The organism is Streptomyces sp. NPDC014801 (assembly GCF_043082085.1).
Lineage (GTDB): Bacteria > Actinomycetota > Actinomycetes > Streptomycetales > Streptomycetaceae > Streptomyces.
In genome coordinates this window covers 1-22,849 of the sequence record NZ_JBIBXG010000008.1, presented here as the reverse complement: position 1 = coordinate 22,849, position 22,849 = coordinate 1, and the positions used below count along the sequence as shown (strand labels likewise).

General features: G+C 71.3%; 18 protein-coding genes. 7 read left to right on the top strand and 11 right to left on the bottom strand.

The genetic code is table 11. The features are described 5' to 3' along the window. Window positions 1–409: 409 nt before the first annotated feature. Entirely contained in the window at window positions 410–976 is a 567-nt protein-coding gene (locus ACF1AL_RS19975) for a type 1 glutamine amidotransferase domain-containing protein (RefSeq protein WP_391659733.1), read from the bottom strand. 290 nt (window positions 977–1,266) lie between these two features. Continuing rightward, entirely contained in the window at window positions 1,267–1,716 is a 450-nt protein-coding gene (locus ACF1AL_RS19970) for a DUF1931 family protein (protein WP_391699788.1), read from the bottom strand. Between the two features lie 581 nt (window positions 1,717–2,297). On the opposite strand from ACF1AL_RS19970, the gene ACF1AL_RS19965 reads away from it, so the two are divergent. Next, a complete protein-coding gene (locus tag ACF1AL_RS19965; RefSeq protein WP_391699786.1) occupies window positions 2,298–2,675 on the top strand; it encodes a DUF2267 domain-containing protein in 378 nt (125 codons plus the stop codon). Window positions 2,676–2,902: 227 nt separating this feature from the next. On the opposite strand, the gene ACF1AL_RS19960 is transcribed toward ACF1AL_RS19965, so the two are convergent. Continuing rightward, entirely contained in the window at window positions 2,903–3,748 is an 846-nt protein-coding gene (locus tag ACF1AL_RS19960) for an aldo/keto reductase (RefSeq protein WP_391659730.1), read from the bottom strand. A gap of 103 nt (window positions 3,749–3,851) precedes the next feature. Beyond that, complete coding sequence (locus ACF1AL_RS19955) at window positions 3,852–5,039, bottom strand: MFS transporter (RefSeq protein WP_391826714.1); 1,188 nt, start codon at window positions 5,037–5,039, stop codon at window positions 3,852–3,854. A gap of 266 nt (window positions 5,040–5,305) precedes the next feature. On the opposite strand from ACF1AL_RS19955, the gene ACF1AL_RS19950 reads away from it, so the two are divergent. Next, complete coding sequence (locus ACF1AL_RS19950) at window positions 5,306–6,196, top strand: LysR family transcriptional regulator (protein WP_391699780.1); 891 nt, start codon at window positions 5,306–5,308, stop codon at window positions 6,194–6,196. Between the two features lie 63 nt (window positions 6,197–6,259). Here the strand turns inward: ACF1AL_RS19950 and ACF1AL_RS19945 are convergent, their stop codons facing one another. Then, window positions 6,260–6,640 carry a DUF2267 domain-containing protein gene (locus ACF1AL_RS19945; protein WP_391699778.1) on the bottom strand — a complete coding sequence of 127 codons (381 nt, stop codon included), beginning with the start codon at window positions 6,638–6,640 and terminating at the stop codon, window positions 6,260–6,262. 198 nt (window positions 6,641–6,838) lie between these two features. Between ACF1AL_RS19945 and ACF1AL_RS19940 the strand changes: the two genes are divergently transcribed. After that, complete coding sequence (locus tag ACF1AL_RS19940) at window positions 6,839–8,263, top strand: NAD-dependent succinate-semialdehyde dehydrogenase (RefSeq protein WP_391699776.1); 1,425 nt, start codon at window positions 6,839–6,841, stop codon at window positions 8,261–8,263. A 57-nt stretch (window positions 8,264–8,320) separates the two neighbouring features. Here ACF1AL_RS19940 and ACF1AL_RS19935 read toward each other — a convergent pair whose 3' ends face one another. From ACF1AL_RS19935 to ACF1AL_RS19920, 4 genes are all read right to left on the bottom strand, one after another. Next, the gene (locus ACF1AL_RS19935; protein ID WP_391699774.1) at window positions 8,321–9,310 is read right to left on the bottom strand and encodes a cytochrome d ubiquinol oxidase subunit II; all 990 of its coding nucleotides are present in this window, start codon (window positions 9,308–9,310) and stop codon (window positions 8,321–8,323) included. Beyond that, window positions 9,307–10,722, bottom strand: coding sequence for a cytochrome ubiquinol oxidase subunit I (locus tag ACF1AL_RS19930; protein ID WP_391659725.1), 1,416 nt, complete (start codon window positions 10,720–10,722; stop codon window positions 9,307–9,309). The genes ACF1AL_RS19935 and ACF1AL_RS19930 overlap by 4 nt, the downstream gene beginning before the upstream one ends. Before the next feature lie 898 nt (window positions 10,723–11,620). Beyond that, complete coding sequence (locus tag ACF1AL_RS19925) at window positions 11,621–11,941, bottom strand: DUF2795 domain-containing protein (protein ID WP_391659724.1); 321 nt, start codon at window positions 11,939–11,941, stop codon at window positions 11,621–11,623. A 230-nt stretch (window positions 11,942–12,171) separates the two neighbouring features. Next, a complete protein-coding gene (locus ACF1AL_RS19920) occupies window positions 12,172–13,956 on the bottom strand; it encodes a PucR family transcriptional regulator (protein ID WP_391826712.1) in 1,785 nt (594 codons plus the stop codon). A gap of 302 nt (window positions 13,957–14,258) precedes the next feature. On the opposite strand from ACF1AL_RS19920, the gene ACF1AL_RS19915 reads away from it, so the two are divergent. After that, on the top strand, window positions 14,259–14,621 hold the full coding sequence (locus ACF1AL_RS19915) for a hypothetical protein (protein WP_391826710.1): 363 nt from the start codon (window positions 14,259–14,261) through the stop codon (window positions 14,619–14,621). A 459-nt stretch (window positions 14,622–15,080) separates the two neighbouring features. Here the strand turns inward: ACF1AL_RS19915 and ACF1AL_RS19910 are convergent, their stop codons facing one another. Both ACF1AL_RS19910 and uvrA read right to left on the bottom strand, forming a co-directional pair. Beyond that, a complete protein-coding gene (locus ACF1AL_RS19910; RefSeq protein ID WP_391659721.1) occupies window positions 15,081–15,743 on the bottom strand; it encodes an SDR family oxidoreductase in 663 nt (220 codons plus the stop codon). Between the two features lie 177 nt (window positions 15,744–15,920). After that, complete coding sequence (gene uvrA / locus ACF1AL_RS19905) at window positions 15,921–18,389, bottom strand: excinuclease ABC subunit UvrA (RefSeq protein WP_391659720.1); 2,469 nt, start codon at window positions 18,387–18,389, stop codon at window positions 15,921–15,923. 178 nt (window positions 18,390–18,567) lie between these two features. Between uvrA and ACF1AL_RS19900 the strand changes: the two genes are divergently transcribed. The 3 genes from ACF1AL_RS19900 to ACF1AL_RS19890 form a co-directional block, all read left to right on the top strand. Beyond that, entirely contained in the window at window positions 18,568–19,689 is a 1,122-nt protein-coding gene (locus ACF1AL_RS19900) for a hypothetical protein (RefSeq protein WP_391826708.1), read from the top strand. 309 nt (window positions 19,690–19,998) lie between these two features. Next, a complete protein-coding gene (locus tag ACF1AL_RS19895; RefSeq protein WP_391826706.1) occupies window positions 19,999–21,174 on the top strand; it encodes a glutathione-independent formaldehyde dehydrogenase in 1,176 nt (391 codons plus the stop codon). Window positions 21,175–21,485: 311 nt separating this feature from the next. Beyond that, a partial coding sequence (locus tag ACF1AL_RS19890; protein WP_391826992.1) for an FUSC family protein occupies window positions 21,486–22,849 on the top strand: 1,364 nt, incomplete at its 3' end.

Here is a 22,849-nt window from a genome sequence, read left to right as displayed (position 1 = left end):
GGCGGGACGGCGATTCGCGGCTCGCGGCTCGCGGCTCGCGGCTCGCGGCGGGGTACCACAGGGCTCAGCCCGGCATGAGGTGGCGCGCACGAGCGAGAGATCCCCGGTCCTGCCCTGCGCAGGTCGCTGCCCTCGGGCCGTACCGCGCCGGAGATCCACCGGGGCGTCTGCGCCGGGCGGTGTCGTCCTGGTTCCCGCCGGGCGCAGGACTCCCTCTCTCTCCAGGCTGGTACGGCGCACCGCGGCGATCCTGTGCCTGGGCGTGGCGGCATTCGACGCGGCCGCGCGACGCCACGGACCGGGGGCCGGTACGGAGGCGACCGCCGCGGACGACCCACCCGTGGGGTGGAGTGCGAGCCCACGGCCACCGTGCACCGCCTGCTCTCTCTGCGGCGAGCCGGCCGTCGGTTCAGCCGGGCATGGGATGGTGCGCCCGGGCGAACTGCTCCACGACGGCGGCGCAGAAGGCAGGCAGGTCGGAGGGGCCGCGGCTGGTGACCAACTGCCCGTCGACGACCACCTCCTGGTCGGACACGACCTCCGCGCCGGCATTGCGCAGGTCGGTGCGGATGCTGGGCCAGGACGTCAGGCGGCGGCCGCGCACGGCGTCGGCTTCCGCCAGGGTCCACGGGCCGTGGCAGATCGATGCGACCGGTTTCCCGCCCGCCATGAAGTCCCTGACGAACTGCACCGCGTCGCGGTCCATGCGCAGTTGGTCGGGGTTCATGGTGCCGCCGGGCAGGAGCAGCGCGTCGTAGTCGTCGACGGAGGCGTCGGCGACCAAGCGGTCCACGGGGAAGGTCCCCGCCGCGTTGAGGTCGAACTGGCGGGCCTGGATCTCGCCGGGATGGAGCGAGACGATCTCGGTCTTCGCCCCTGCGCCCTGCAGCGCACCGCGCGGCTGGTCGAGCTCCACACGCTCGACGCCGTCGGTGGCCAGAATCGCCACCCGCATCCCTTGCAGTTCCTGTGCCATGGTACGGCTCCCTTCACGAGTCGCTGGTCGTACGACGCGAGCGGCAGGGACACCCGGCAGGGCCCGTCCCGGGTTCCTTTTCCGGACCGGGGACCGCAAGCCGCGGCCGAGGGCCCCGAGCACGTATCGGCCGGGGCTGCCGTCCGGGTGGAGGGCGGCTTCGGTCCGAGCCCAGCCGTCGCCGCGGGCGTCGACGTGCTGGTGTCCGTCTGCTGCCTCGTTCGGTAGGACGCGCGCCGAGGACCTCGGCATGCCCGTTCGCATCGGTGACATGCACCGGGACGCGACTGCTACAGCAGCCGGTCGAACACCTTGGTCACGTCGTCCCAATGGCTGGTCTGCGGGTTCTTGACATCCGGGTACACGACTTTGAACGTCTCGGCGAGGGCGACGCTGAGACCGCCGATGATCTCGGGGTAGCGCTCTTCGGTCTCCTGGGTGGGTGTCCTGTCCAGGGGTGGGTGCGCGGCGAGCTGTTCCAGGATCGGCTTCAGCTCGACCTCCTCGTCGAGCCGCCGGAACCGGTGGATGCTCTCCTGAAGGCCTTTGGTGATCGGTAGGTCCCACGGTTCGACGACATCCCGGCCGTTGGCCTTGGCCGACGCCTGGCCGACGACCAGGAGGTCGTAGAGCTTGGCGTCGACGAAGTCGCCGTACCGCTTCAGGTCGTTCTTGTCCACGTCGAGGCCTGCGGCGGCGCGGAAGAACCTCTCGAACTTCGACACACCCATCACGGTCATGCCTCTCGCCTCCTCACCGGGATGGACGGCGTCGTTCGCTCCCGCCGGCGCCGCCATCGGCTGTTACCGGTCGAGATTCGCAGAGCCCGCCCGCTGAGCGCCTCCGCACTCCAGGCCGAAAAAGAACACCCCCACCTACCCTGGCAGATCAGCATGGGATGCGCGGGGACCCCCGGCCAGCCGTACGGCCGTCCCGCCGCAGCAAGCTGCGCGGCGTTGCAGCGCCTCGCGCGGGTGAGGGCCGCGCCGGGTGCCCCCATGGTCCGTCGGCCTCGCAGTGTGGCTGATGGACGTCGTCCGACAGCTCGCGCCGTCGAACGCTCTCGACGCCGAACGAGCCGAACGGGCCGGCCGGAAACGCGACGGCGGGAAAGCCGACCGCGCCCCACGGGCACGGCACCCTGACGCACTGCACTTGTGCTCGGAGGTCCACGGAGCCCGCCGTTTTTCCGCCCGCGGGGAGCAGGCAGGGCGCGGCCCACGTCCCGAGCATGGAAGGGGCCTCCGCTGAGGCGCATGCACCATGACGCGCATCGGCCCGCCACCCCCACACGCACGACGCACCCGAAAGGCAACGGCCCATGGACTACGACACCTTCCTCGACACCATCGCCCGGCGCGCACCTGTCCCCACGGACAAGGCGGAGCCCCTCACCCGTGCCACCCTGGAGACCCTGGCCGAGCGGCTCACCAGGGGTGAGGCGGAGGACCTCGCGTCCGAACTGCCCGAGCCGCTGAAGGAACCGCTGGTCTCTCCCACTCCGGAGGCCGAGCCCTTCGGACTCGACGAGTTCGTCAATCGGGTGAGCAGGCGAGCAGGGGTGAGCCCGGACGAGGCCCGCGAGGGCGTACGGGCGGAGCTGAGCACCCTGAGGGACGCGGTCAGTGACGGCGAGTTCCGCCAGGTGATGTCCCAGTTGCCCCGGGACTTCGAGGCTGTCGTCGGCGCTGCGGGCTAGAAGGAGCCCGGTCGAGGGGCGGCCGTTCCGCGTCTCCCAGTTCCTTCAGCCGGCGCACACGCGGATGTCAAAGCCGGGCGCAACGACCGTTCTCCGAGCACGCGGCCATGGCCAGGGCGTATCCCGGCGGCAGGATGACCTGGGACGCCATCACGCCCGTAAAGGGATCGGGTGCGCAGCGAACCTCCCCTTCCCAGACGAGCGGGCGCGTCATCCTGTCAACTCCTTCAGAGCATCTCCAGGGGCGTGGGCCCGTCGGGTGGCGGGAACGCCTCGTCGAGGGCGTCGAGCGCCTCGGGGGGAAGGTGGAGGTCCAGCGCGCCGCGGTTCTCCCGAACGTGGTCGGGTGATCCGGAACGCGGGATCGCGGCCACCCCCTGTTCCAGCACCCAGGCGAGTGCCACCTGGGTCGGCGTGGCTCCGAGGGTCCGGGCCAAGGCATCCAGTGCCTCGACCTTGAGGAGCCGCCCCTGCTCGATCGGGGAGTAGGCCATGACCGTCACCCCGGCCTCGCGGCACCAGGGGAGAACGTCCCACTCGATGCCGCGCCGGGAGAGGTTGTACAGCACCTGGTCGACCGCCGCCGCGTCGCCACCGGGGAGGGTGGTCAGCTCGACCAGGTCGGCCACGTCCAGGTTGCTCACGCCCCAGTAACGGATCTTCCCCGCCTCCATCAAGTCGGTGAATCCCGCAAGGGTCTCGTCGAGTGGCCACCGTCCCCGCCAGTGCAGCAGGTACAGGTCCAGCCGTTCCGTACGGAGCCTTCGCAGGCTGCCCTCGCAGGCGGCGACGGTGCCCTTCCGGTCGGCGTGGCCGGGCAGCACCTTGCTGACGAGGAAGACCTCCTCCCGGCGTCCCCGGAGGGCCTCCCCGACGAGCTCCTCGGCTGCGCCGTCGCCGTACATCTCCGCCGTGTCGACGACGGTCATGCCCAGATCCACGCCCAGTCGCAGCGCGGCGACCTCCTGGTCACGCCGGGCCGGGGCCTCGCCCAGGTACCAGGTGCCCTGCCCGAGCGCCGCGATCTCCTCACCGGAGGGCAGCGCGATCGTCCTGGCCGATTCCGCAGACATCTCGGGCCTCCCGTCCGCCGCGGATCCGCGTCACGCGCGCCCGCACCGGGTGCCCAGGTCCGCACCTGCCAGACAACCGGTGTCGATGCGCCGGAGTGTGAGGTCAGGAGGGGCGAGCGGACTGCGCCGAGAGCTCGCCGGAACCGGGTGCGCGATCCCGCAACGCGACGACCACTGACACGACGGCGCCGCAGGAGAGGACCGCCGCGAAGCCGATCATCGCGGTCTGCACGGCGAAGTGCCTCAGGGCGATGCTGAACAGGACGGAGGGCAGCCCCATGCCCAGGTATGCGACGACGAAGAACACGGCGAGGACCCCCGCGCGCGAGGCGGTCTCGGCCGCTGAAACGGCACGTTCGACGCCCCCCTTGAACAGCAGCCCGGAGCCGGCTCCGGACAGGGAGACGGCGACCAGGTAGAGCCAGAGCGCCGGATGGTAGAGGGCGGCGGCGCACAGGACCAGCCCGACCGGAAAGACCACTGCCCCCACGGTCAGGACCCGGGGCAGTGGGAGGCGGCCCAGCACCAGCTGGGCGGCCGCCGCGGAACCGAACATGAGGAACGCCGCGAGTCCGACCATGAGGTGCGAGTCGGTGTGCAGGGTGCCGTGGAGCACGCTCGCCCCGAGGGAGGAGATCAGGCCGAGGATCGCGAAGGCGAAGGCGCCCAGCGCACCGGCCGCGCCGAACGCCCGCCGACCGCCGGGGCGCAGGACGAACCTGCTGGGCGGTCCGGCCGCGGGCAACTCCAGGTCCACCGTCTCCGGGGTGCACAGCACCAGCGCCAGGCACACTGCCATGGCGAGCGTGAAGATCGCCTGGGCGGTGATCAGGGGTGTGGGAAGCCACTCGGCGGCGGCTCCGGCGACCAGGGGCCCTGAGGCCAGGCCGCCGAGGTTGGCGGCGGTGGCCACGATGCCGGGCAGCACGGAGCCGGCTCGTTCCGGACGTGCCTCATGGTGGAGGTCGTGCAGGTACGTCGTCGCGGTCGAGGCCATCAGCCCCAGTCCGACACCGTTCAGGATCCTGCCTGCTATCAGCCCCGGAAGGTCCCGCCACACGATCAGCACGACCGACGCGACGATGCCGACGAGCAGCGCCGGGACGATGATGCGCCGCCGGCCGAGCCGGTCCGACAGGTGTCCCAGCCCCAGGAAGGCGGCCGCCGCGCCCACGACCATCGAGGCGTACGCCACCGTGACCGTGGTCGCGCCGAAGTGGTCCCGGGCCTCGTACAGCGGCCACAGCGGGGTCGGCGCGGTGCCGAAGGCCATGAGGACGGTGAAGGCCACCGCCACGAACCAGAAGCCGGTCGTGTGCGAGGCGCGGCGTCGGGCGGGGGCGCGGGGTGGCAGGTCGGCGGGAGCGGGTGCTGGGATCCGGTGGGTCGGGTCGCCGGGAGCGTCGGCTGCGGGACGGCTCAGCGGCGTCGGGACGGCAGGCAGGGGTACCCCTCCTCGGATGGAGACGGATGGCGCCTTCCATCCTCCTCACCAGCCAGAATCAGTGCCAACGAATGTTTTTGCTGGGCTCCAGCAGTACGAGTGATACTTCTCGTGTGGAGCTACGTCACCTGGAGCACTTCATCGCGGTCGCCGAGGAGCTGAGTTTCACGCGCGCCGCCCGTCGGCTGCACGTGGTGCAGTCCGGGGTGTCCGCCGCGATCCGCTCCCTGGAGCGCGAGCTCGGCTGCGCGCTGTTCGAGCGCACGTCGCAGCAGGTCCGGCTCACCGGGGCGGGCGCCGCGCTGCTGCCGGAGGCCCGGGCCACCCTGAACGCCGCCCAGGCCGCCCAGGACGCCGTGCGCGCCGCGCAGGACTCGCTGCGCGGCACGGTGAACGTGGGCGCAATGGCCTCGGTCGAAGTGGTGGACCTGCCCGCGCTCCTCGGGCAGCTGCACGCGCGACATCCGGCGATCGACGTCCGGCTGCGGCTGGCGACGGCCGGATCGGCTGGACTGGCGCAGGCGTTGCTCAGCGGGGACCTCGACGTGGCGTTCCTGTCGCTGCCCGAACGCAAGCCCGCCGGGATCGACGCACGGGAGCTGGCCACCGTGCCGCTCGTCCCGGTGGTGAGCGCCGCCCATCCCCTCGCGCAGCGGGGAAAGGTGGCACTTGCGGACCTCGCGGGCGAGCCCTTCGTGGACTTCCCCCCGGGCTACGGCAACCGTGAGGTGGTCGACCGGGCGTTCGCAGTGGCGGGCGTCGTACGCCGGGTGGCACTGGAAGTGCCCGACATCGACATGGGGGCGGCACTGGTCCGGCACGGTCTGGGCATCGCCTTCCTGCCCGCGTTCGCCGTTGCCCGCACCCCCGGTCTGCACGTCCTGGACGTCCTGGACACCACGCTCCGCTGGAGCATGCATCTCGGCACGTCGTCGACCCGGCGGCCCAGCTCGGCTCTGCGAGCGCTGCTCGACCTGGTCGACCTCCACGTCATCGCCCTGTGACGCCCGGGTCTTCGTGTACGCCTCGCACCATGACGGGCGCGAGGGACCGGCGATCCGCTGCTGTCACCCGGCGGGCTTCATGGCCTGGGAGAAATCCGTGCCGAGCTGCGACATCAGGTCGTTGAACTCCTTTTCGCTGATCGCCTCGCGGAGCACGGCCAGTACGGTTCGCACACCCCGGTCGGCCTCCTCCTCCCTGAGCATGGTGCGTTCGGCCACGCGCTGCACGCTGTCCTTGTGGCCGAAGCGCTCGATGCGATCCGTGGTTCCCCGGCGCACCGCCTCAGCGAGGCCCTCGGGGAGCTCGGTGACCAGGTCCCTTGCCTCCCCCGGGCTCAGCCTGTGGGCGAGCGTCTCGAGTGTGGCCCAGGTGAGGTCTCCCGCCTCCTCCCGGCCCAGTCCGGTGCGCTCGGCGACGGTACGGACGAATTCCTGCTCATCCATGGGTCGTCCTCCTGCGTTGCTGTGTTGCGACGAACCGCGCGGACCCCTGCAAGCCTGCCACGCCGGCCCGGCCCGCGCCCGCCCGCGGACGGCGGTGACCACGACTGCCCACAGGCTGCCGTGACCTGGGACCGGATCGGCACGTGTGAGTGCGTCCGGGCGTGGAAACCCGAGGTACCCCGACCCCAGGGAGGCGTCATGGACGCCCATGTCACGGCCCAGGGAAGCCCCATCGCCACGGTCAACCCGTACACCGGTGAAAGGGTCCGTGAGTTCCCGGCGCTGAGCGAGGAGGACGTAGGGCGCGCGATCGACGCGGCGCACTCCGGCTTTCCGGCCTGGCGTGCCCGGTCGGCGGCCGACCGGGGGGCCCTCGTGCAACGCGCCGGCCGGCTCATGAGGGAGCGCAAGGAGGAACTGGCACACCTCCTGACCCTCGAGGTCGGCAAGCTGATCAACTCGAGCCGTGCGGAGGTCGACCTCGCGTCCGACATCCTCACCTATTACGGCGAGCACGGCCCCGAGCTTCTGCAAGAGCGACCCCTGCCGGTGCCCCGGGGCACGGCCGTGCTGGTGAACGAGCCGCTCGGCGTCCTTCTCGGTGTGATGCCGTGGAACTTCCCGCTGTACCAGGTCGTCCGGTTCGCTGCTCCGAACCTCGTCCTCGGCAACACGATCCTGCTCAAGCACGCGAGCAGTTGCCCTCAGTCCGCCCTGGCACTCGAGCGGCTGTTCACGGATGCGGGTGTGCCGACCGGGGTCTACACCAACCTCTTCGTGCGGGGCAAAGACGTCGGGAAGATCATCGACGACTCCCGAGTACAGGGAGCGTCGCTGACCGGAAGCGAGCGGGCGGGCGTGAGCCTGGGGGAGATCGCCGGCCGCAATGTCAAGAAGTCCGTCCTCGAACTGGGGGGCAGTGATCCCTTCGTCGTGCTGGACGGTCACAACCTCGAGCGCACCGTGTACGCCGCGTTCCTCGGCCGGATGGGCAACACCGGGCAGTGCTGCGTGGCGGCCAAGCGCTTCATCGCCGTTGCCGACGTCTACGACGCCTTCGTCAGCGGGCTGCGTGACCGGATGAGCGAGGTGCGACCGGGGGATCCGGCCGACCCCGCCACCACGCTCGGCCCGCTGTCCTCCGAGTCCGCGGCCGAACTCCTGGTGGAGCAGGTTCGTGACGCGGTGGACAAGGGAGCCACGGTGGTGCTGGGCGGCGGGCGGCCCGACCTGCCGGGCGCCTTCGTCGAGCCGACCCTTCTCACCGACGTCACACCGGACATGCGGGCCTACCGGGAAGAGCTCTTCGGCCCCGTCGCCACGGTCTACCGGGTCGCCGACGAGGACGAGGCCGTGGCACTGGCCAACACCTCCCCCTACGGCCTGGGAGGCGCGGTCTTCGCCGCCGACCCGGAACGTGCTCGCGGGGTCGCGGACCGGCTGGCGGCGGGCATGGTGTGGATCAACCACCCGACCGCGTCCCGACCGGAGCTGCCCTTCGGCGGCATCAAGCGCTCCGGCTACGGGCGCGAACTCGGCGACGTGGGCATCGTGGAATTCGCGAACCGCAAGCTCGTTCGCTACGTGGACGCCGACGCCCCGATCGAAGAAGTGCTGGGCTGACCTACGAGCCGGTCGACCGATGACGCCGCGCGCGGCGTTGCGGTGGCGGGAGCCCGGTCAGCCGAGCTTGCGTCGCAGTTGCAGGCTGTACAGCAGCAGGAGCGAGGGCACGATCAGGACGACCGCGACGAAGGACACCACGATCAGCACCCACAACGTGGCCGTCGGAGCCGCCGCCTGTTGAATCGTCAGGTGGGTGCCCAGGAGGTAGGGGTACTGGGCCACTCCCCATCCCCCGACGACGGTGGTGATCGCGACGGCCGCCAGGGTGCGCACGACAGGAGTGCCGCCCTTGCGCAGCAGGAGCAGCGCGGCCAGGCCGCACAGGCCCGAGACGACCAGGAGCGGTGCCCCGACCGTGCTCAGCCGGTGGAACAGGCGCGGGGAGTCCGCACGCAGTACGAACACGCCCACGAGCGCCACCAGTCCCGCGACGATGCCCGCCCCGAAGGCCCGGTGGGTGAACGCCTTTTCCAGGGGGGTGTCCGCTCGGCCCTGGGCCTGTCCGGTGAGGAACACGGCGGCGAGGTAGGCGCAGACGGTGACCGCGAGGACGCCACCGAGAACGGAGGTCGGATTGAGCCAGCTGGACAGCGCGTCGCCGTGCCCTGCCGAGGGGACGCGACCGGAGGCGATCCCGCCCGCGACGGTGCCGAAGAAGAACGGCGTCAGCACCGACGAACAGGCGAAGGCGACACCGCTGATCAGCTCTCCCCGCCCGTGTGCCAGCGCGTGCCGGAAGGCGAAGCCCGAGCCCCTGGCCACGATCCCCAGCGCCGCCAGGCCCAGGGGGATGTACAGAGTGGTCGTCATGGCGGTGAATGCCTGGGGGAAGGCTGTCCAGATCGTGACGAAGCAGAAGATCAGCCATGTGTGGTTGGCCTCCCACACCGGGCTGATGGAGACGTTGATCAGCTCCCGTACGGGACGTCCCCGCGCGGCGCCGCCGGCTGCCAGATCCCAGAAGCCGGCCCCGTAGTCGGCGCCGCCGAAGAGGGCGTAGGCGATGACTCCGATGAACAGGACCACGGCGATGAAATCGCTCATGCCTCATCTCCTCCGAGGGGGTGCCCGTTCGTCGCCCGCGCAGGCTGGGGGCCGTACGGGACCACGACGGCCTCCGTGCCCTCCTCCGACCAGCGGCGGCGCAAGGTTCGCAGGACGTACAAGGCGCCGACGGCGACGCACGCGTAGATCACGAGGACCGTGGCGAACAGGGGCCACAGGTTCCCCTGCGTGGTGACGGCGTTCTCCGTCAGCAGGAGTCCCACGACCGTCCAGGGCTGGCGGCCGACCTCGGTCACCACCCAGCCGCTCTCCAGGGAGACGAGCGCGACCAGCCCGGACACCGCGGAGCATCGCAGGAACCAGCGGTTGGTCGGCACCTCGCGCCGCCGCCACCACAGCCAGGCGAACCAGAGTGCCAGCAGGAGCAGGAGCGACGCGGTTGCGACCATGACGTCGAAGGCGAGATGCACGATGCTGACGACCGAGTCCGTGGGGCGCACCGATGCGGGGATCGCGTCGAAGCCCTTGATCGTCGTGGACGGCGTGAAACCGGCGAGGATCGAGGCCACGTCGGGAAGCTCGAGGCCGTAGCGGACCTTGCCGTCGGCAAAGATGCCGCCGAGGGTCTCCGGGACGTGGTCACCGGTGGTCGGCAGGAGTTCGATGGCGGCGAACTTCGCCGGCTCCCTGTCGTACACCTGGCGGGCGATCGTGTCCCCGACGAGGAACTGCAGCGGCATGGCGATCGCGGCGACCGTGAACGGTACGGCGAACCCCAGCCGGTGGTAGTGGTCCCGGCGCCCCTTGAGCAGGCCCCACGCGTACACGCCCGCGACCATGAACCCCGCGACGATGTACGCCGCGAGGAGCATGTGCACCATCTCCCACCAGAAGGCGCCGTTGAAGAAGACCTCGGACGGGACGACGCCCACCACGCGCCCGTTCCGCACCGCGATTCCGGCGGGTTGGTTCATCCAGCTGTTGGCCGCGATGACGGAGGCCGTGCCGCCGACGCCCGCCAGGGTGACAACGACGCCGGTGAAGAAGTGCGGCCACGGGGGCAGCCTCTTCCAGCCGTAGATGTAGATGGCCACGAAGATTGCTTCGAGGAAGAAGAAAAGACCCTCGACGGCGAACGGAAACCCGAAGGCCGGCCCGTACTTGCCCATGAGCCCGGGCCAGAGCAGCCCCAGCTCGAACGTCAGCACGGTGCCGGACACGGCTCCCACCGCGAACAGCACGGCGGCCACCTTGGACCATCGCTGGGCCAGGACCAGTGCCTGCCGGTCGCCGCGGCGCAGCGCCCGGTAGTGGCAGACCAACATCATGAAGGTGAAGGCGAGGCCGAAGGGCACCAGGATGATGTGGAAGCCCAGTGTGAAGGCCATCTGCTCACGCGCGGGGAGGAGTTGGGGCGGGTCGGCGGCTGTTAGCAGGGCAGACAGCACCATCAATTCTCTTTCTGGCTCCGACGGTGGCGGACGATACTCATGCCGTGGGGACAGGCTGCTGGTGCCGGTGCCCGCGCGTGCCGGAGACTCACGCCCGGCGGAGCGTGTCCGAGGGCGCGGCCGCCGACGAGGTCAGAGACGGCCGGTACGGCGTATCCGCCGGGTGCGGAGCACGGAGGTGGACCCGGCGTTGCGAGCGGGAGTGCGCGGGCGAGCGCGCGGACGGGCCCCGGGACACGCAAGCCCGGCGGCACGCGGCACCGCCGGATCGTGGTAGTCGCCGTGCGCCCGCGGGCCGCGTTCCCCCGCGTTCTCCGCCACCTTTTCCATCCCTCCCGTGTCGTTCGAATCGTGCACGGCCTTTACTTTCGACGCTTCGAACCGGCCTGAAGAAAGAGCCTCCCGCGCGGCCGGGGTCGATCGACGACGGGGGAAATGATGACGGGGTAATTCCGAGAATGCCTTGCCTTCCGCGCTCGATGCTAAACGGCCGTTCCGCGTCACGCCCGCACCCCGGCGGATGGCGGTTTCACCGGTTCCTTCTCCAGGGCCGTCTCGTCGGCGCCGGTCAGCGGACCGGGGCGAGCACCCCGGCATGGTCTCGCCGCGGCCGGCGGTGCCGGAGCAACGGGCGCTGCGCACCGGCTGGGGTGGTGCCCTTCTCGAGGAAGCCGGTGTCTTCGGGGACGAGGGTCCCGCCGGGTCCGCCGAGCCGGACGAGGGTCCCGCCGGGTCCGCCGAGCCGTTCGGCTACGCGGTGCCGGAGGTCGTCGCGGCGCTCCTCGGCGTCCCGGCGGCCGCCCAGCCCGTCGTCGTAGCTGCCGGCTGGGTGATTCCTCCGTCAGGGCCTGCCGCCACCCCAGCGGCCGCACCGTCGCGGGGCTGCACAGTTACGGCGTCAGCTGTCCAGCTCCTCCTCGACCGGCGGTTTCGGCACCTCGCGCAGATGCTGGGACTGTCCCGGCCTGCCGCCCAGCCGTGCCTGCTCGGCCCTTTGAGCCGGGCTCAGCCCCAGGTCGGAGTCGGGGTCAACACGGACCGACCGGGCCACCTCCTCGCGGTTGGTGTACTGCTCGGCCGGGATGCCACGCAGCGCCTTGACGACATCCGGCGCGGCGCCCGACCGGCTCGCCGCTTCGATCAGCGTGTCCTTGCCGGCGGGGAAGTCGACATCCTTGATGGCCTCCACCACGTCCCGGGCGCTCGTACTGTGAGTCATGGCTCCCTCTCCCTCTTCGGAATCCGGATTTCTGGGGCGACCCGGGTAACCGGCGGGGACCGCTCACTCACCTCTTTCACCCACCGGATTTCCACCGGTTTGCCGGCCCCGGGCCGGCAGGCCGACAGGACCCTGCCCGGCAGGGGCGGCCCAGACGCACCTCCGCCGCCCGGCCCGCGCCCCCCCCTGAGCGCTGCTGACACCACCCCCACAGGGCTTCCGGCGAGGCGTCAGCCGGGCCCGCCCAGCACGATCTTCCACACGCGGGTCGCCACCTGGAGGTTCAGCCGGTCCTCGACGTTCGCGAGGTCGTTGCCGCTGATGTCGCGGATGCGTTGCAGCCGATAGCGCAGCGTGCTGCGGTGGATGGCGAGGGATTCCGCGGTCTCGTCGTAGTTGCCGCCGCAGTCGAAGTACCGGGACAGGGTCTCCACCAAGGTCGCGTTGTGCCGGGAGTCGTAGTCGATGAGCTGCCCGAGCCACTCCTGTACGAACGTCTCCAGTTCCCGGTAATCGTTGCCGGGTCCCAGAATGCGGTAGAGGCCGAGCTCGTCGAAGAACGTCGTGCCGTAGGGCTCGCGGGAGTGGCGGCGCACGTCCATGGCGCGCTGCGCCTCCTGGTAGCGGTGGGGGATGTCGTTCAGGGAGTCGGAAGGGGCGCTCACCCCGATCGTCCCGGACCGCGTCCCGGTCTCCCGGGCGAGCGCCTCGTACAGCGCGCGGGCGTGCGGCCTGTCGTCTGCGACCAGGACGACGTGGTCGGAGCGTCGGGTCAGCAGCGAGCGCATGCCCACGGCCGAGGCCGCCCGCCCCACGGTCTGTGCGAAGGAATCGTCGGTGGTCCGGTTCGACCACTGCACCACGACGACGTAGTGGCTGCGGTGCAGGTCGTATCCGACTGCCTCGGACCGGGCGTAGGCGCTCGCCTCGTCCGTCCCTGCCAGGAGGTCGTCCACCAGCTCGCGGTGCAGCCTCAGCTCCACTTCGGCCAGATCGCGCAGGTGCGTCAGCTCGGGGGCCAGTGACGCGGCAGCGTGTTCCAGCGCGAGCACGGTGCGCTCGTCGGCCTCGCCCCGGGCATCGACCAGGGCCAGCACGCCCAGGATCTCGCCGTGCGGGCGGATCAGGGTGATCAGCCGGTCCCTTATCCGCACCGGCCCCGCCTGACGGGCGACGGCGTGCAGCATTTCCTCCTGGCGCACGGGGTCCGGTTCGGGATAGGGGACGGGGCGGCTGGGGCCGGTCCAGGACCTCAGCCGACCGAAGCGGTCCTCGACCAGCGCGGGAAGTCCGGTGAGCCCGTGCAGTGCGCGGGTGACGGCTTCCTCGCCGCCACCCGAGGCGGCGACGCCGGCCATGAAGGCGCGAACGGCTCGCTCGAAGCCCAGCTCGGCCACCACAGAGATCAGCTGCTGCTGGAGGGCTGCACGTTCGTCCCTCAGTCGGTGCAGCTCCAGCGCGTCCTCGCGTCGGCGGCGAAGTGCGAAAGCGACAGACAGTGCAGCAGCGGTGTGCCGGACGAGCGTGGCGAGCAGAGATCGCTCGGCCTGGGTGGGCCGGGAGCGGGACGTCACCACGAGGTAGCCGTGGAGTCCCTCGAGTCCTCGCAGCCCCAGGGCCCGGCCCCAGGGCCTGCCGGGTACGGCCACGTTGCCGTCCTGCCCGGCCAGCTCCCGCACCCTCCGGCTCACGGCCAGGGCAGGCATCCGCCCGTCCCTCGGACTGGGGACCAGGTCGCCGCCCGTATTGAGGTATCCGGCCTCGGCACTGTATGGCCCCGCGGCGGCTATGTGGTCCATGGCCAGACGCAGGATCTCGACTTCGTCCGGAGTGCCGAACAGGGCGCGGGAGAGCGCGACCACTTCGTGGAGGGCATGGTCGGCGGGGGTCCGAGCGGGCGGGCGGGACCCTCCGTGCGCGATGGTGGGATGCCACCCGACGCTGCCCCGCGGAAGGCCGCCGCCCTTCCGCCGGGAGTAGCGGTGGTACACGCTGTGCGCCCGCCTGCCGGCCATGGGACCACTCCGTCCGTCGAAGCCTTCGGAGAACCGAGCGGCAGTCGCGTACCCGCTCGCGGGCCGGCTCACCCGGAATGTGTGCTCTCGTACTCGTGGGGCGAGCGGACCTGTGCATTCCTGACTCGCCAGACGCAGGCGTGGAGCCACCCGGTTCGCCATCCGGGGGAGTGCTCGAGACTCTCCGTGGGCACCGGTGGGAACCCGGCGTGAGCCACCCGGTGCGGCCCCTGCCGCGCGGTCGGTCCCGTGTCCTCGGCAGCCCACATGGGAACACGACTGTCGATGGGGCGGTGAACGGCATGACGGTGAAACTGAACGCGATGGCGTTCCACCACGCAGAGCGACTGACCGAAGAGGGCCGGATCGTCCTGGACGACCGGGACGAGTGGAGCGAGCACCGGCCTTCGGCAGCGGACGAGAACGCCTACCTCGAAAAACACGGATTCGACGAGTACGCCAGGTGGTACCTGGGCGTCGACGACGAGATGGGAGAGGAGACGAAGGGCCGGTACAAGTTCCCCTACGGTGATTTCGAGCGCGTCCACCGCTGCGGTGTGCTCTCTGCCGGGGTACGCGCCGGACAGCAGAAATACGCGGACATCAAGAACGCCGCCGCGCACCTTCACGACCTGCTGGACGGCAGGCGGGCCGGGAACCGGTGACAGCGCCGACAAAGGTGCACCCTCACCCGGCCCCCGGCGACGGGGCGTCCAGTGGCGCTAGGCGTCGTCGCCCCGCTCGCCCTCCGCCTGGGACGGCTCGCTCCGGGGGACGTCCGGGTGCTGTTCCGTTGCGGTACGGCTGCCCGTTTCGGCTGCCCGTTTCGTCCCGCTCGCCCTCGGCCTGCGAGGGTGTGCGCGAGTACCAGGCGTCGTAATCAGGGGCTCCGGATTTCATGACGGGCCTCCTTCGTCGCTCAGGTCCATCCTCCCCTCTCAGGCCGTGGTGCAACACCTGCGGCCTCACCGTGCGAACGGTGATCCGCGGCGTCCAGAGAGGCCATCCGCGACCGGTCAGCTCCCCCACCGTCGGCCGTCGCCAGGTCGTCCGCGCCGACGCTGTCCGGCGCTGGTCCCTCACACGAGTCATTACCCGCACCCGGGCGAGGGCGGAGTGCGGCGTCAGTCGCCGGCCACGGCGCGCACCGCCTCCTCGACCGGGGTGGACCCGCTGATCAGCTCGAGGATGCGCCCGGCGGTCCTGGGCTCGTGGAGCAGGGCGGCGAGCACCGCAGCCACGTCGTCGCGCGGCACCTGGCCGCGGTCGGTGTGCTCGGCGAGCGTGACGCGGCCGCTACCGGGGTCGTCGGTCAGCATTCCCGGGCGCAGAATCGTCCAGTCCAGTGCCGGACGGGAGGCGATGTCGGCGTCCGCCTCGCCCTTGGCCTTCAGGTAGGCGGCGAACACCGGGTCGGTGCCGGGCGGCGGCGGGCTGTCCACGCCCATCGCGGAGATCACCAGGAATCGGCGCACCCCGGCGCGCTCGGCCGCGTCGGCGAGGAGGATGGCCGCGTTCCGGTCCACCGTCTGCTTGCGGGCCGCGCCGCTGCCCGGTCCGGCGCCCGCGGCGAACAGTGCCGCGTCGGCGCCGCCGAGGTGGCCGGCCACCTCGTCCACCGAGGCCTGCTCCAGGTCGCACACCACCGGTTCCGCGCCGTCCGCGCGCAGGTCGTCGGCGTGGTCCGGGTTGCGGATCAGCCCTGTGACGTTGTCGCCGCGCGCCGAGAGCAGCCGGGTCAGCCGGCGCGCGATCTTTCCGTGTCCACCCGCGATCACCATGTGCATGGGGTCATTCTTGCCACAGGCGACCGCTCACGCCGGGCGGCGGGACTGCCGCGGCAGGTCGGGTCCCCCGCTTGCCGCGGAGTCGGCGTACTCGCGCCACCGCGCCGGTGCGCGAGACCACCCGGCCAATCGGGTCGCGCCGCAGGTGCTCGGGGATTCGCGAGCGCGGTTCTGGCGTCAGGAGCGCGCGAGCCGGGCCGCGAGATAGGGCGCGGTGGCGCTGCGGCGGGCCCTCGCCACCTTGGCCGGTGAGCCCGCCGCGACGACCCGCCCGCCCGCGTCGCCGCCGCCCGGACCGAGATCGATGACCCAGTCGGCGGTGGCGACCGTGTCCAGGTCGTGCTCGACGAGAACGACCGTGTTGCCGGCGTCGACGAGCCGGTGCAGCTGTCGCAGCAGCAGCGCGATGTCCGAGGGGTGCAGCCCCGCCGTCGGCTCGTCGAGCAGGTAGAGCGCGTGCCCGCGGCGGGCTCGCTGCAGTTCGGTGGCCAGTTTGATGCGTTGGGCCTCACCGCCGCTGAGTTCCGTCGCGGGCTGGCCCAGCCGCAGGTACCCCAGTCCCACCTCGCGCAACGTCTCCAGACTGCGGGAGGCGGCCGGGACGGCGGACAGGAACTCGGCGGCGGCGTCGACGGACAGCGCCAGTACGTCCGCGATGTTCCTGCCTCGGTAGGTGACTTCCAGCGTTTCGGCATTGTACCGGGCGCCGCCGCAGGTCGGGCACGGCGCGTAGGTGCCGGGCAGGAACAGCAGTTCCACCGCGACGAACCCTTCGCCCTGGCAGGTCTCGCACCGCCCTTCGGGCACGTTGAAGGAGAACCGCCCGGCCGAGTAGCCGCGCGCCGTGGCTTCGTCCGTCGCCGCGTACAGCTTGCGCACCGCGTCGAACATCCCAGTGTACGTGGCCAGGTTGGACCGGGGAGTGCGGCCGATGGGCCGTTGGTCGACCAGGACCAGCCGGTCGAACGACTCGACCCCCGACGCGTCCTGGACGTCGACCTCCAGTCGCGCCTCCTCGGGCTCGTCGGGCACCAGTCCGAGGTGGCCGCGGACGACCTCGGCGAGCACCTGCGTCACCAGCGTGGACTTCCCCGAACCGGACACGCCCGTCACCGCCGTCAGGACGCAGAGCGGCACGTCGACGGACACGTCGTGCAGATTGTGGCGGGAGACGCCGCGCAGGTGCAGCCACCCGTGCGGGGTGCGCGGGCGGTGATCGAGCGGCCGGGCGCGCCCGAACAGGTACTGGCTCGTGGCCGACTCACCGACCCGCTCGAGGCCGTCGACCGGGCCGCTGTACAGCACGCGTCCGCCGCCCTCGCCCGCAGCGGGGCCGATGTCGACCACCCAGTCCGCCCGCCGTACGACGTCCATGTCGTGCTCCACGACGAACAGCGAGTTGCCCGCCGCCTTGAGGCGGTCCAGCACGTCCAGCAGCGGTTCCGCGTCAGCCGGGTGCAGGCCCGCGGAGGGTTCGTCGAGGACGTAGACGACCCCGAACAGCCCCGAGCGCAGCTGGGTGGCGATCCGCAGGCGCTGCGCCTCGCCCGGCGACAGGGTCGTCGAACGGCGCCCGAGGCTGAGATATCCCAGGCCCAGGTCGAGCAGTACGTCGATCCGCGCGACCACATCGCCGCAGATCCGGACCGCGACCTCGGTCGTCTCCCCGGATCGGGCGGTCGACGTGGTGGCCTCGGCCTCGGACCGCCCCGCTACGGGCCGCAGCAGCGCCGCGACCTCGGTGAGCGGCATCGCGTTGATCTCGGCGATGGAACGTCCGGCGAAGGTAACGGCGAGCGCCTCGGGCCTCAGTCCGCTGCCGTGACAGGCGGGGCAGGGCACACTCCGGACGAACCGGAGCGCCCGTTCGCGCATCTTCTCGCTCTTGGAGTCGGCGAGGACGTGCATGACGTGCTTGCGGGCGCTCCAGAACCTGCCCTGGTAGCCGTAGTCGACGCGGCCCTCCTCCGGCTCGATGTACACGGAGGGCTGTTCGTCCGTGTACAGCAGCCAGTCCCGGTCCTTCTTCCTGAGCCGGCGCCACGGCCGGTCGATGTCGATCCCCAGGCCGCTCACGACACTGCGCAGGTTGGCGCCCTGCCAGGCGCCCGGCCAGGCGGCGATCGCCCCCTCGCGGATGCTCAGCGAGGGATCCGGGACGACCAGATCCTCGGCGATGTCGTGCACGACGCCCAGTCCGTGGCACTCCGGGCAGGCGCCGGCCGCGGTGTTGGGTGAGAACGACTCGGCTTCCAGCCGTACGGCCCCGGGCGGATAGGTGCCGGCGCGGGAGTACAGCATGCGCAGCAGATTGGACAGCGTGGTGAGGGTGCCGACCGTCGAGCGCGAGCTGGGCGCCCCGCGTCGCTGCTGCAGGGCCACGGCCGGTGGCAGTCCGGTGATCTCCTGGACGTGCGGTGCGCCGACCTGCTGCAACAGCCGTCGGGCGTACGGTGCCACGGACTCGAAGTAGCGCCGCTGGGCCTCCGCGTAGAGCGTGCCGAACGCCAGCGAGGACTTGCCCGAACCGGAGACGCCGGTGAAGGCGACCATCGCGTCCCGCGGAACGTCGACATCGATGTTCCGCAGGTTGTTCTCACCGGCGCCCCGTACACGCACGAAGGAGTCGGTCGCGTCCTTGTTCACCGTTCCTGACTACCTGATCGGGCCGCGAACCGCGCGACAGGCGCCGTCACCGGGCCCCGCTCCCGGGTAAGGCCCGATGGTGTTCGCAAGGGCCAGCGTGTCACGCCGTGTCGGCGTTGGATCGGGGACATCCTGGGCACTGGTGAGCGCCGGGTAGGCCGACTGGAAGGGGCCCGCCATGCGGGAGTCGTCGCAGGACGTCACGGTCGTGGCTCTTCTGGCGGATCCGGATGCGCCGACAGACATCGCGCAGCGCATGGCCCGGGTGCTTCCTGGTCGGCTCGCCGACAGGTCGGGCGAGGACCGACGGTTCGACGTCGAGGTGGTCAGTGAGCCCTTCACAGCGGGGACCGAGGACCTGCCCACATTGACGCGCCGGATCATGGACCGCGGAAGTGAGGGGAACTGGGACATCGTCGTGGCCCTCACCGACCTTCCGCTGCACTCACGTGGGCGCAAGCTCATGGTGGATCTGAGTCACGAACACGGCTTGGCGCTGCTGTCTCTTCCCACGCTGGGCGGCTTCCGGCTGCAGACCAGGGCCCGGCAGGCCGTGGAAGAAGCCGTGCTCAGCCTGGCGGGCCCGCAGGCCACTGGGCCTGAGGGGCCTCCGGGAAGCCGGCCGCTGCGGGGGCCCTTCACCGGTCTTCTCGCGCCCGTCCATCCGGGCCAGGTCGGTGAGGAGGAGATCGCCGATCTGCGGTACGTCGTCAGTGGGCCGCGCGGTTATCTGAGGGTGCTCGGAGGTATGGTCCGCGCCAACCGGCCGTGGCGCTTGGTGCCGGGCTTGTCGAAAGCCCTGGCGGCCGCACTCGCCACGGGAGCGGTCGCCACCGTGAACTCCACCATCTGGACCCTCGCGACCTCCCTGAGCACGCCACGGCTGGTGATCGCCACGGTCGGGTCCGTCGCGCTCATGGTCGGCTGGCTGATCGTGGACGCGAACCTGTGGCATCGAACGGATGAGGTCTCACCGGAGGCGAGGAAAAGGGCGGCTCTCTACAACGCCTCGACGGTGGTGACCGTGGGTATCGGGGTGATCGTCTGCTACGCGGGTTTGATGGTCGTCAACCTGGTGTGGGCGCTGTTCATCCTCAACGACCAGGTGTTCGCTTCCACGACACGAACCCCGCTGCACGCCACGGAGTACTGGACCTTGTCCTGGTTCGTCGCTTCGGTCGCCACGGTGGGTGGCGCGCTGGGATCGGGCCTGGAGAGCGACGAGGCGATCCGGGCAGCCGCCTACTCCAAGCGCGAACAGGAGCGTCGCAGCGTGCTGCAGGAGGTCCACGGTGACTAGCGGGTGACCTCGGTCGGAGACGTGCCGTCGGTTCGGTGGTGGTCCGGGTCCGCATATTCACCTGATCGGTCGGTGCGTGGTTGTTTCGTGTCGGGGCCGACGGGGACCCGCACCGCACGCCGCCGGAGCGCCGAAGCTCCGCCTGGTGGGCCGACGGCCCAAACCACCGTTCCACCTCATCCGGGTGAACGGCCCGCAGAGGCCTGCCGGAGCCACGGACTCCGTCGCAGCACTTTCGGAAGTCAGGCTCTCTGCGCCGTCTCATCATCGCTGTGCCGCGGTCATGCCGTGACACCGAGGGAAGCCATCATGAAAGCAGCGGTATACGAAGGACCGCGAACGGTCACAGTGAAGGACGTACCGGACGCGAAGATCGAGCATCCCTGCGACATCATCGTCAAGATCACCTCCACCAACATCTGTGGTTCGGACCTGCACATGTACGAGGGCCGCACCTCCTTCGAGTCCGGCCGCACCCTGGGACACGAGAACATGGGCCAGGTGGTCGAGGTCGGCTCGGCCGTCCGCAAGGTCCAGGTCGGCGAGTACGTGGTCCTGCCCTTCAACATCGCCTGCGGCTTCTGCAAGCAGTGCGAGCAGGGCCTGACCAACTACTGCCTGACCATGCAGCCGGAGCCGTCCCTCGCCGGAGCGGCCTACGGATTCGCCGAGATGGGCCCCTACCAGGGCGGACAGGCCGAACTGCTGCGCGTGCCCTACGGCGACTTCAACGCGCTGCGCCTGGGCGAGGACGCCGCCGAGCGGCAGACCGACTACGTCATGCTCGCCGACATCTTCCCCACCGGCTACCACGCCACCGAGATGGCCCACGTCAAACCGGGCGACCAGACCATCGTCTTCGGGGCCGGTCCCGTCGGGCTGATGGCGACGTACTCCGCCCTCCTCAAGGGCGCCGGCCGCGTCTGGGTGGCCGACCACCAGCCGGACCGGCTGCGCAAGGCGGAGGAGATCGGGGCCATCCCGATCAATACCGCCGAGCAGAACCCGGCGGAGGTCGTCAAGGAGGCCACCCTTGGTCTGGGTGCCGACAACGGCTGTGAGTGCGTCGGCTACCAGGCGCACGACCCCCAGGGACACGAGGACGCCAGCCTCACGCTCAACGGACTGATCGACTCGGTCAGGTTCACGGGCCACATCGGCGTGGTGGGCGTTTTCATGCCCCAGGACCCCGGCGGCGCGGACGCCCAGGGGGAGCTGGAGGCCCAGGGCAAGGTTCCGATCGACTTCGGGATGATGTGGTTCAAGGGCCAGCAGATGGGGACCGGGCAGGCTCCGGTGAAGAAGTACAACCGGGCGCTGCGGGACCTGATCGCCGGCGGGAAAGCGAAGCCGAGCTTCGTCGTCTCCCACGAACTCGGCCTCGACGAGGCCCCCACCGCCTACGAGCACTTCGACGCCCGTGACGAGGGCTGGACCAAGGTCGTCCTGCACCCCGACGGCCACGGCAACGGCCACAAGGGGTAAGAGACTCTGGTCGCCGTGCCACCCGTCCCCCGGACCGGTCCGGGGGACGGGTGGCGCTGCCGGCCCTCCGGCCGGGGCTGGGGCCCATCGCCGCGCTCCGGCCGGCCTGAACCAACAGCGATTGCCCGCGCTCCGGCCCGGAGGACGCACTGGCGGACGCTCAGCAGTGTCCGCAGTGGCAGCGCCCCGTCCAGCGGCTGCGGCCGTCGGCCAGTCAGCGGGCCGTGTGGGAGGCTTCCTTGCCCGACGGCTGCCGCACCCTCAACCAGGCCGACGCGAACCGGCAGGGCATCCCGGCCACGCGGCCATCCTTGACGTGGCTGCGGGCCTTCGGGGAGGTCGTGCGATCCGGGCTCAAAATCGAGGAGACGCGGCTGGAGCCCCTGCTCGCGCTGCGCACGGCCGCTGGGGTGGCGATCGTCATCGGGCCGACGCTGTGGCTGGTCTCCCCCGCGTATGCGGCGTCCGCCGCCCTCGGCGCCTACTCGGCGGGTGGGGCCACCTTCCAGCGCAGCTGGCGTCCACGCAAGGTGGTCGCGCTCGGCGCGGGCGCGGGCCTGGCGCTCAGCACCTTCGTGGGCTACCTGGCGGCGGGGCGACTCGTGACGTTCCTGCCGCTGCTTGCCGTTTGGGCCTTTGCCGCGGGGATGGCGTGGGCTGTCGGATCGACCGCTGGGATCGTGGCAGCGACGACCGTGGGCAGCATGCTGGTGACCATCACCTTGCCCACGAGCCTCGGGCGCGCCCTGGAGCACTCCGGGGTCATCGCGCTCGGGGGCCTGACGCAGGCCGTGCTGATCCTGCTGTTTCCGATCCGGCGTTGGGGGGCGCACCGTGACGCGCTCGCCGACGCCCTGGCCGCCGTGGCGGACTACGCCCGCCGGTTGCGGCACGACCCGACCGCCCCGTTCGACCCGGAGCCGTTGATGACGGCCCGGGACGCGGCGGCCGTGACGCCGTCGCAGGCCCGCACCCGTCCCCCCGTCCTGCACGGCCCCCGGGGCCTCGCCGAGCGCATTCGGCCGGTGGTCGCGGCGCTCGCCGACCCGGACGTGGGCGCCCCGGCGGAGGGACCCGGGCGGGACCGCGCGCGGGAGTTGCTCGACGCCGCCGCCGTCGTCCTGGACGCGGCCGCCCGTTCGATCCGCCGCGGCACTCCCGCCGAGGTGCGGCCCGAGAGCACGGACGTCCTGCGCGTCGACGAGGAGCACGAGGTGCTGGAGGGCCCCGCGCGGCAAGCCGCCGAGCGGCTCGTGGAACTGCTCGGCGAGGCGTTGGAGATCGCCCAGAGCGGCTGCGCCCGCGGGAAGACACCCACGCCACCCGGCCTCGCCGGCGCCCAGTTCCTGGTGCGCCCGACAATGTTCCGGCTGGTCCCGGTCGTCGTCCGGGCGGTCCGCCGTGAGCTCCGCCGGGACTCGCCCGTGTTCCGGCACGCCGTTCGCTTGGCGGCGGTGGCCACGCTCGGCTATCTGATCGCCGCCCGGCTGCCCCTGGGCCACGGCTACTGGGTGCCCATCGCCTCGGTGATGGTGATGCGGCCGGACTTCCACCGGACGTACGCGCGTGCGGTGGCCCGTCTCGCCGGGACCCTGGCGGGGGTCGCGCTCGCCACCGCGATGGTGCGGGCCCTGGGCCCGGACGCCCATGTGTTCGGCGCGCTGGCGGTGGTCTC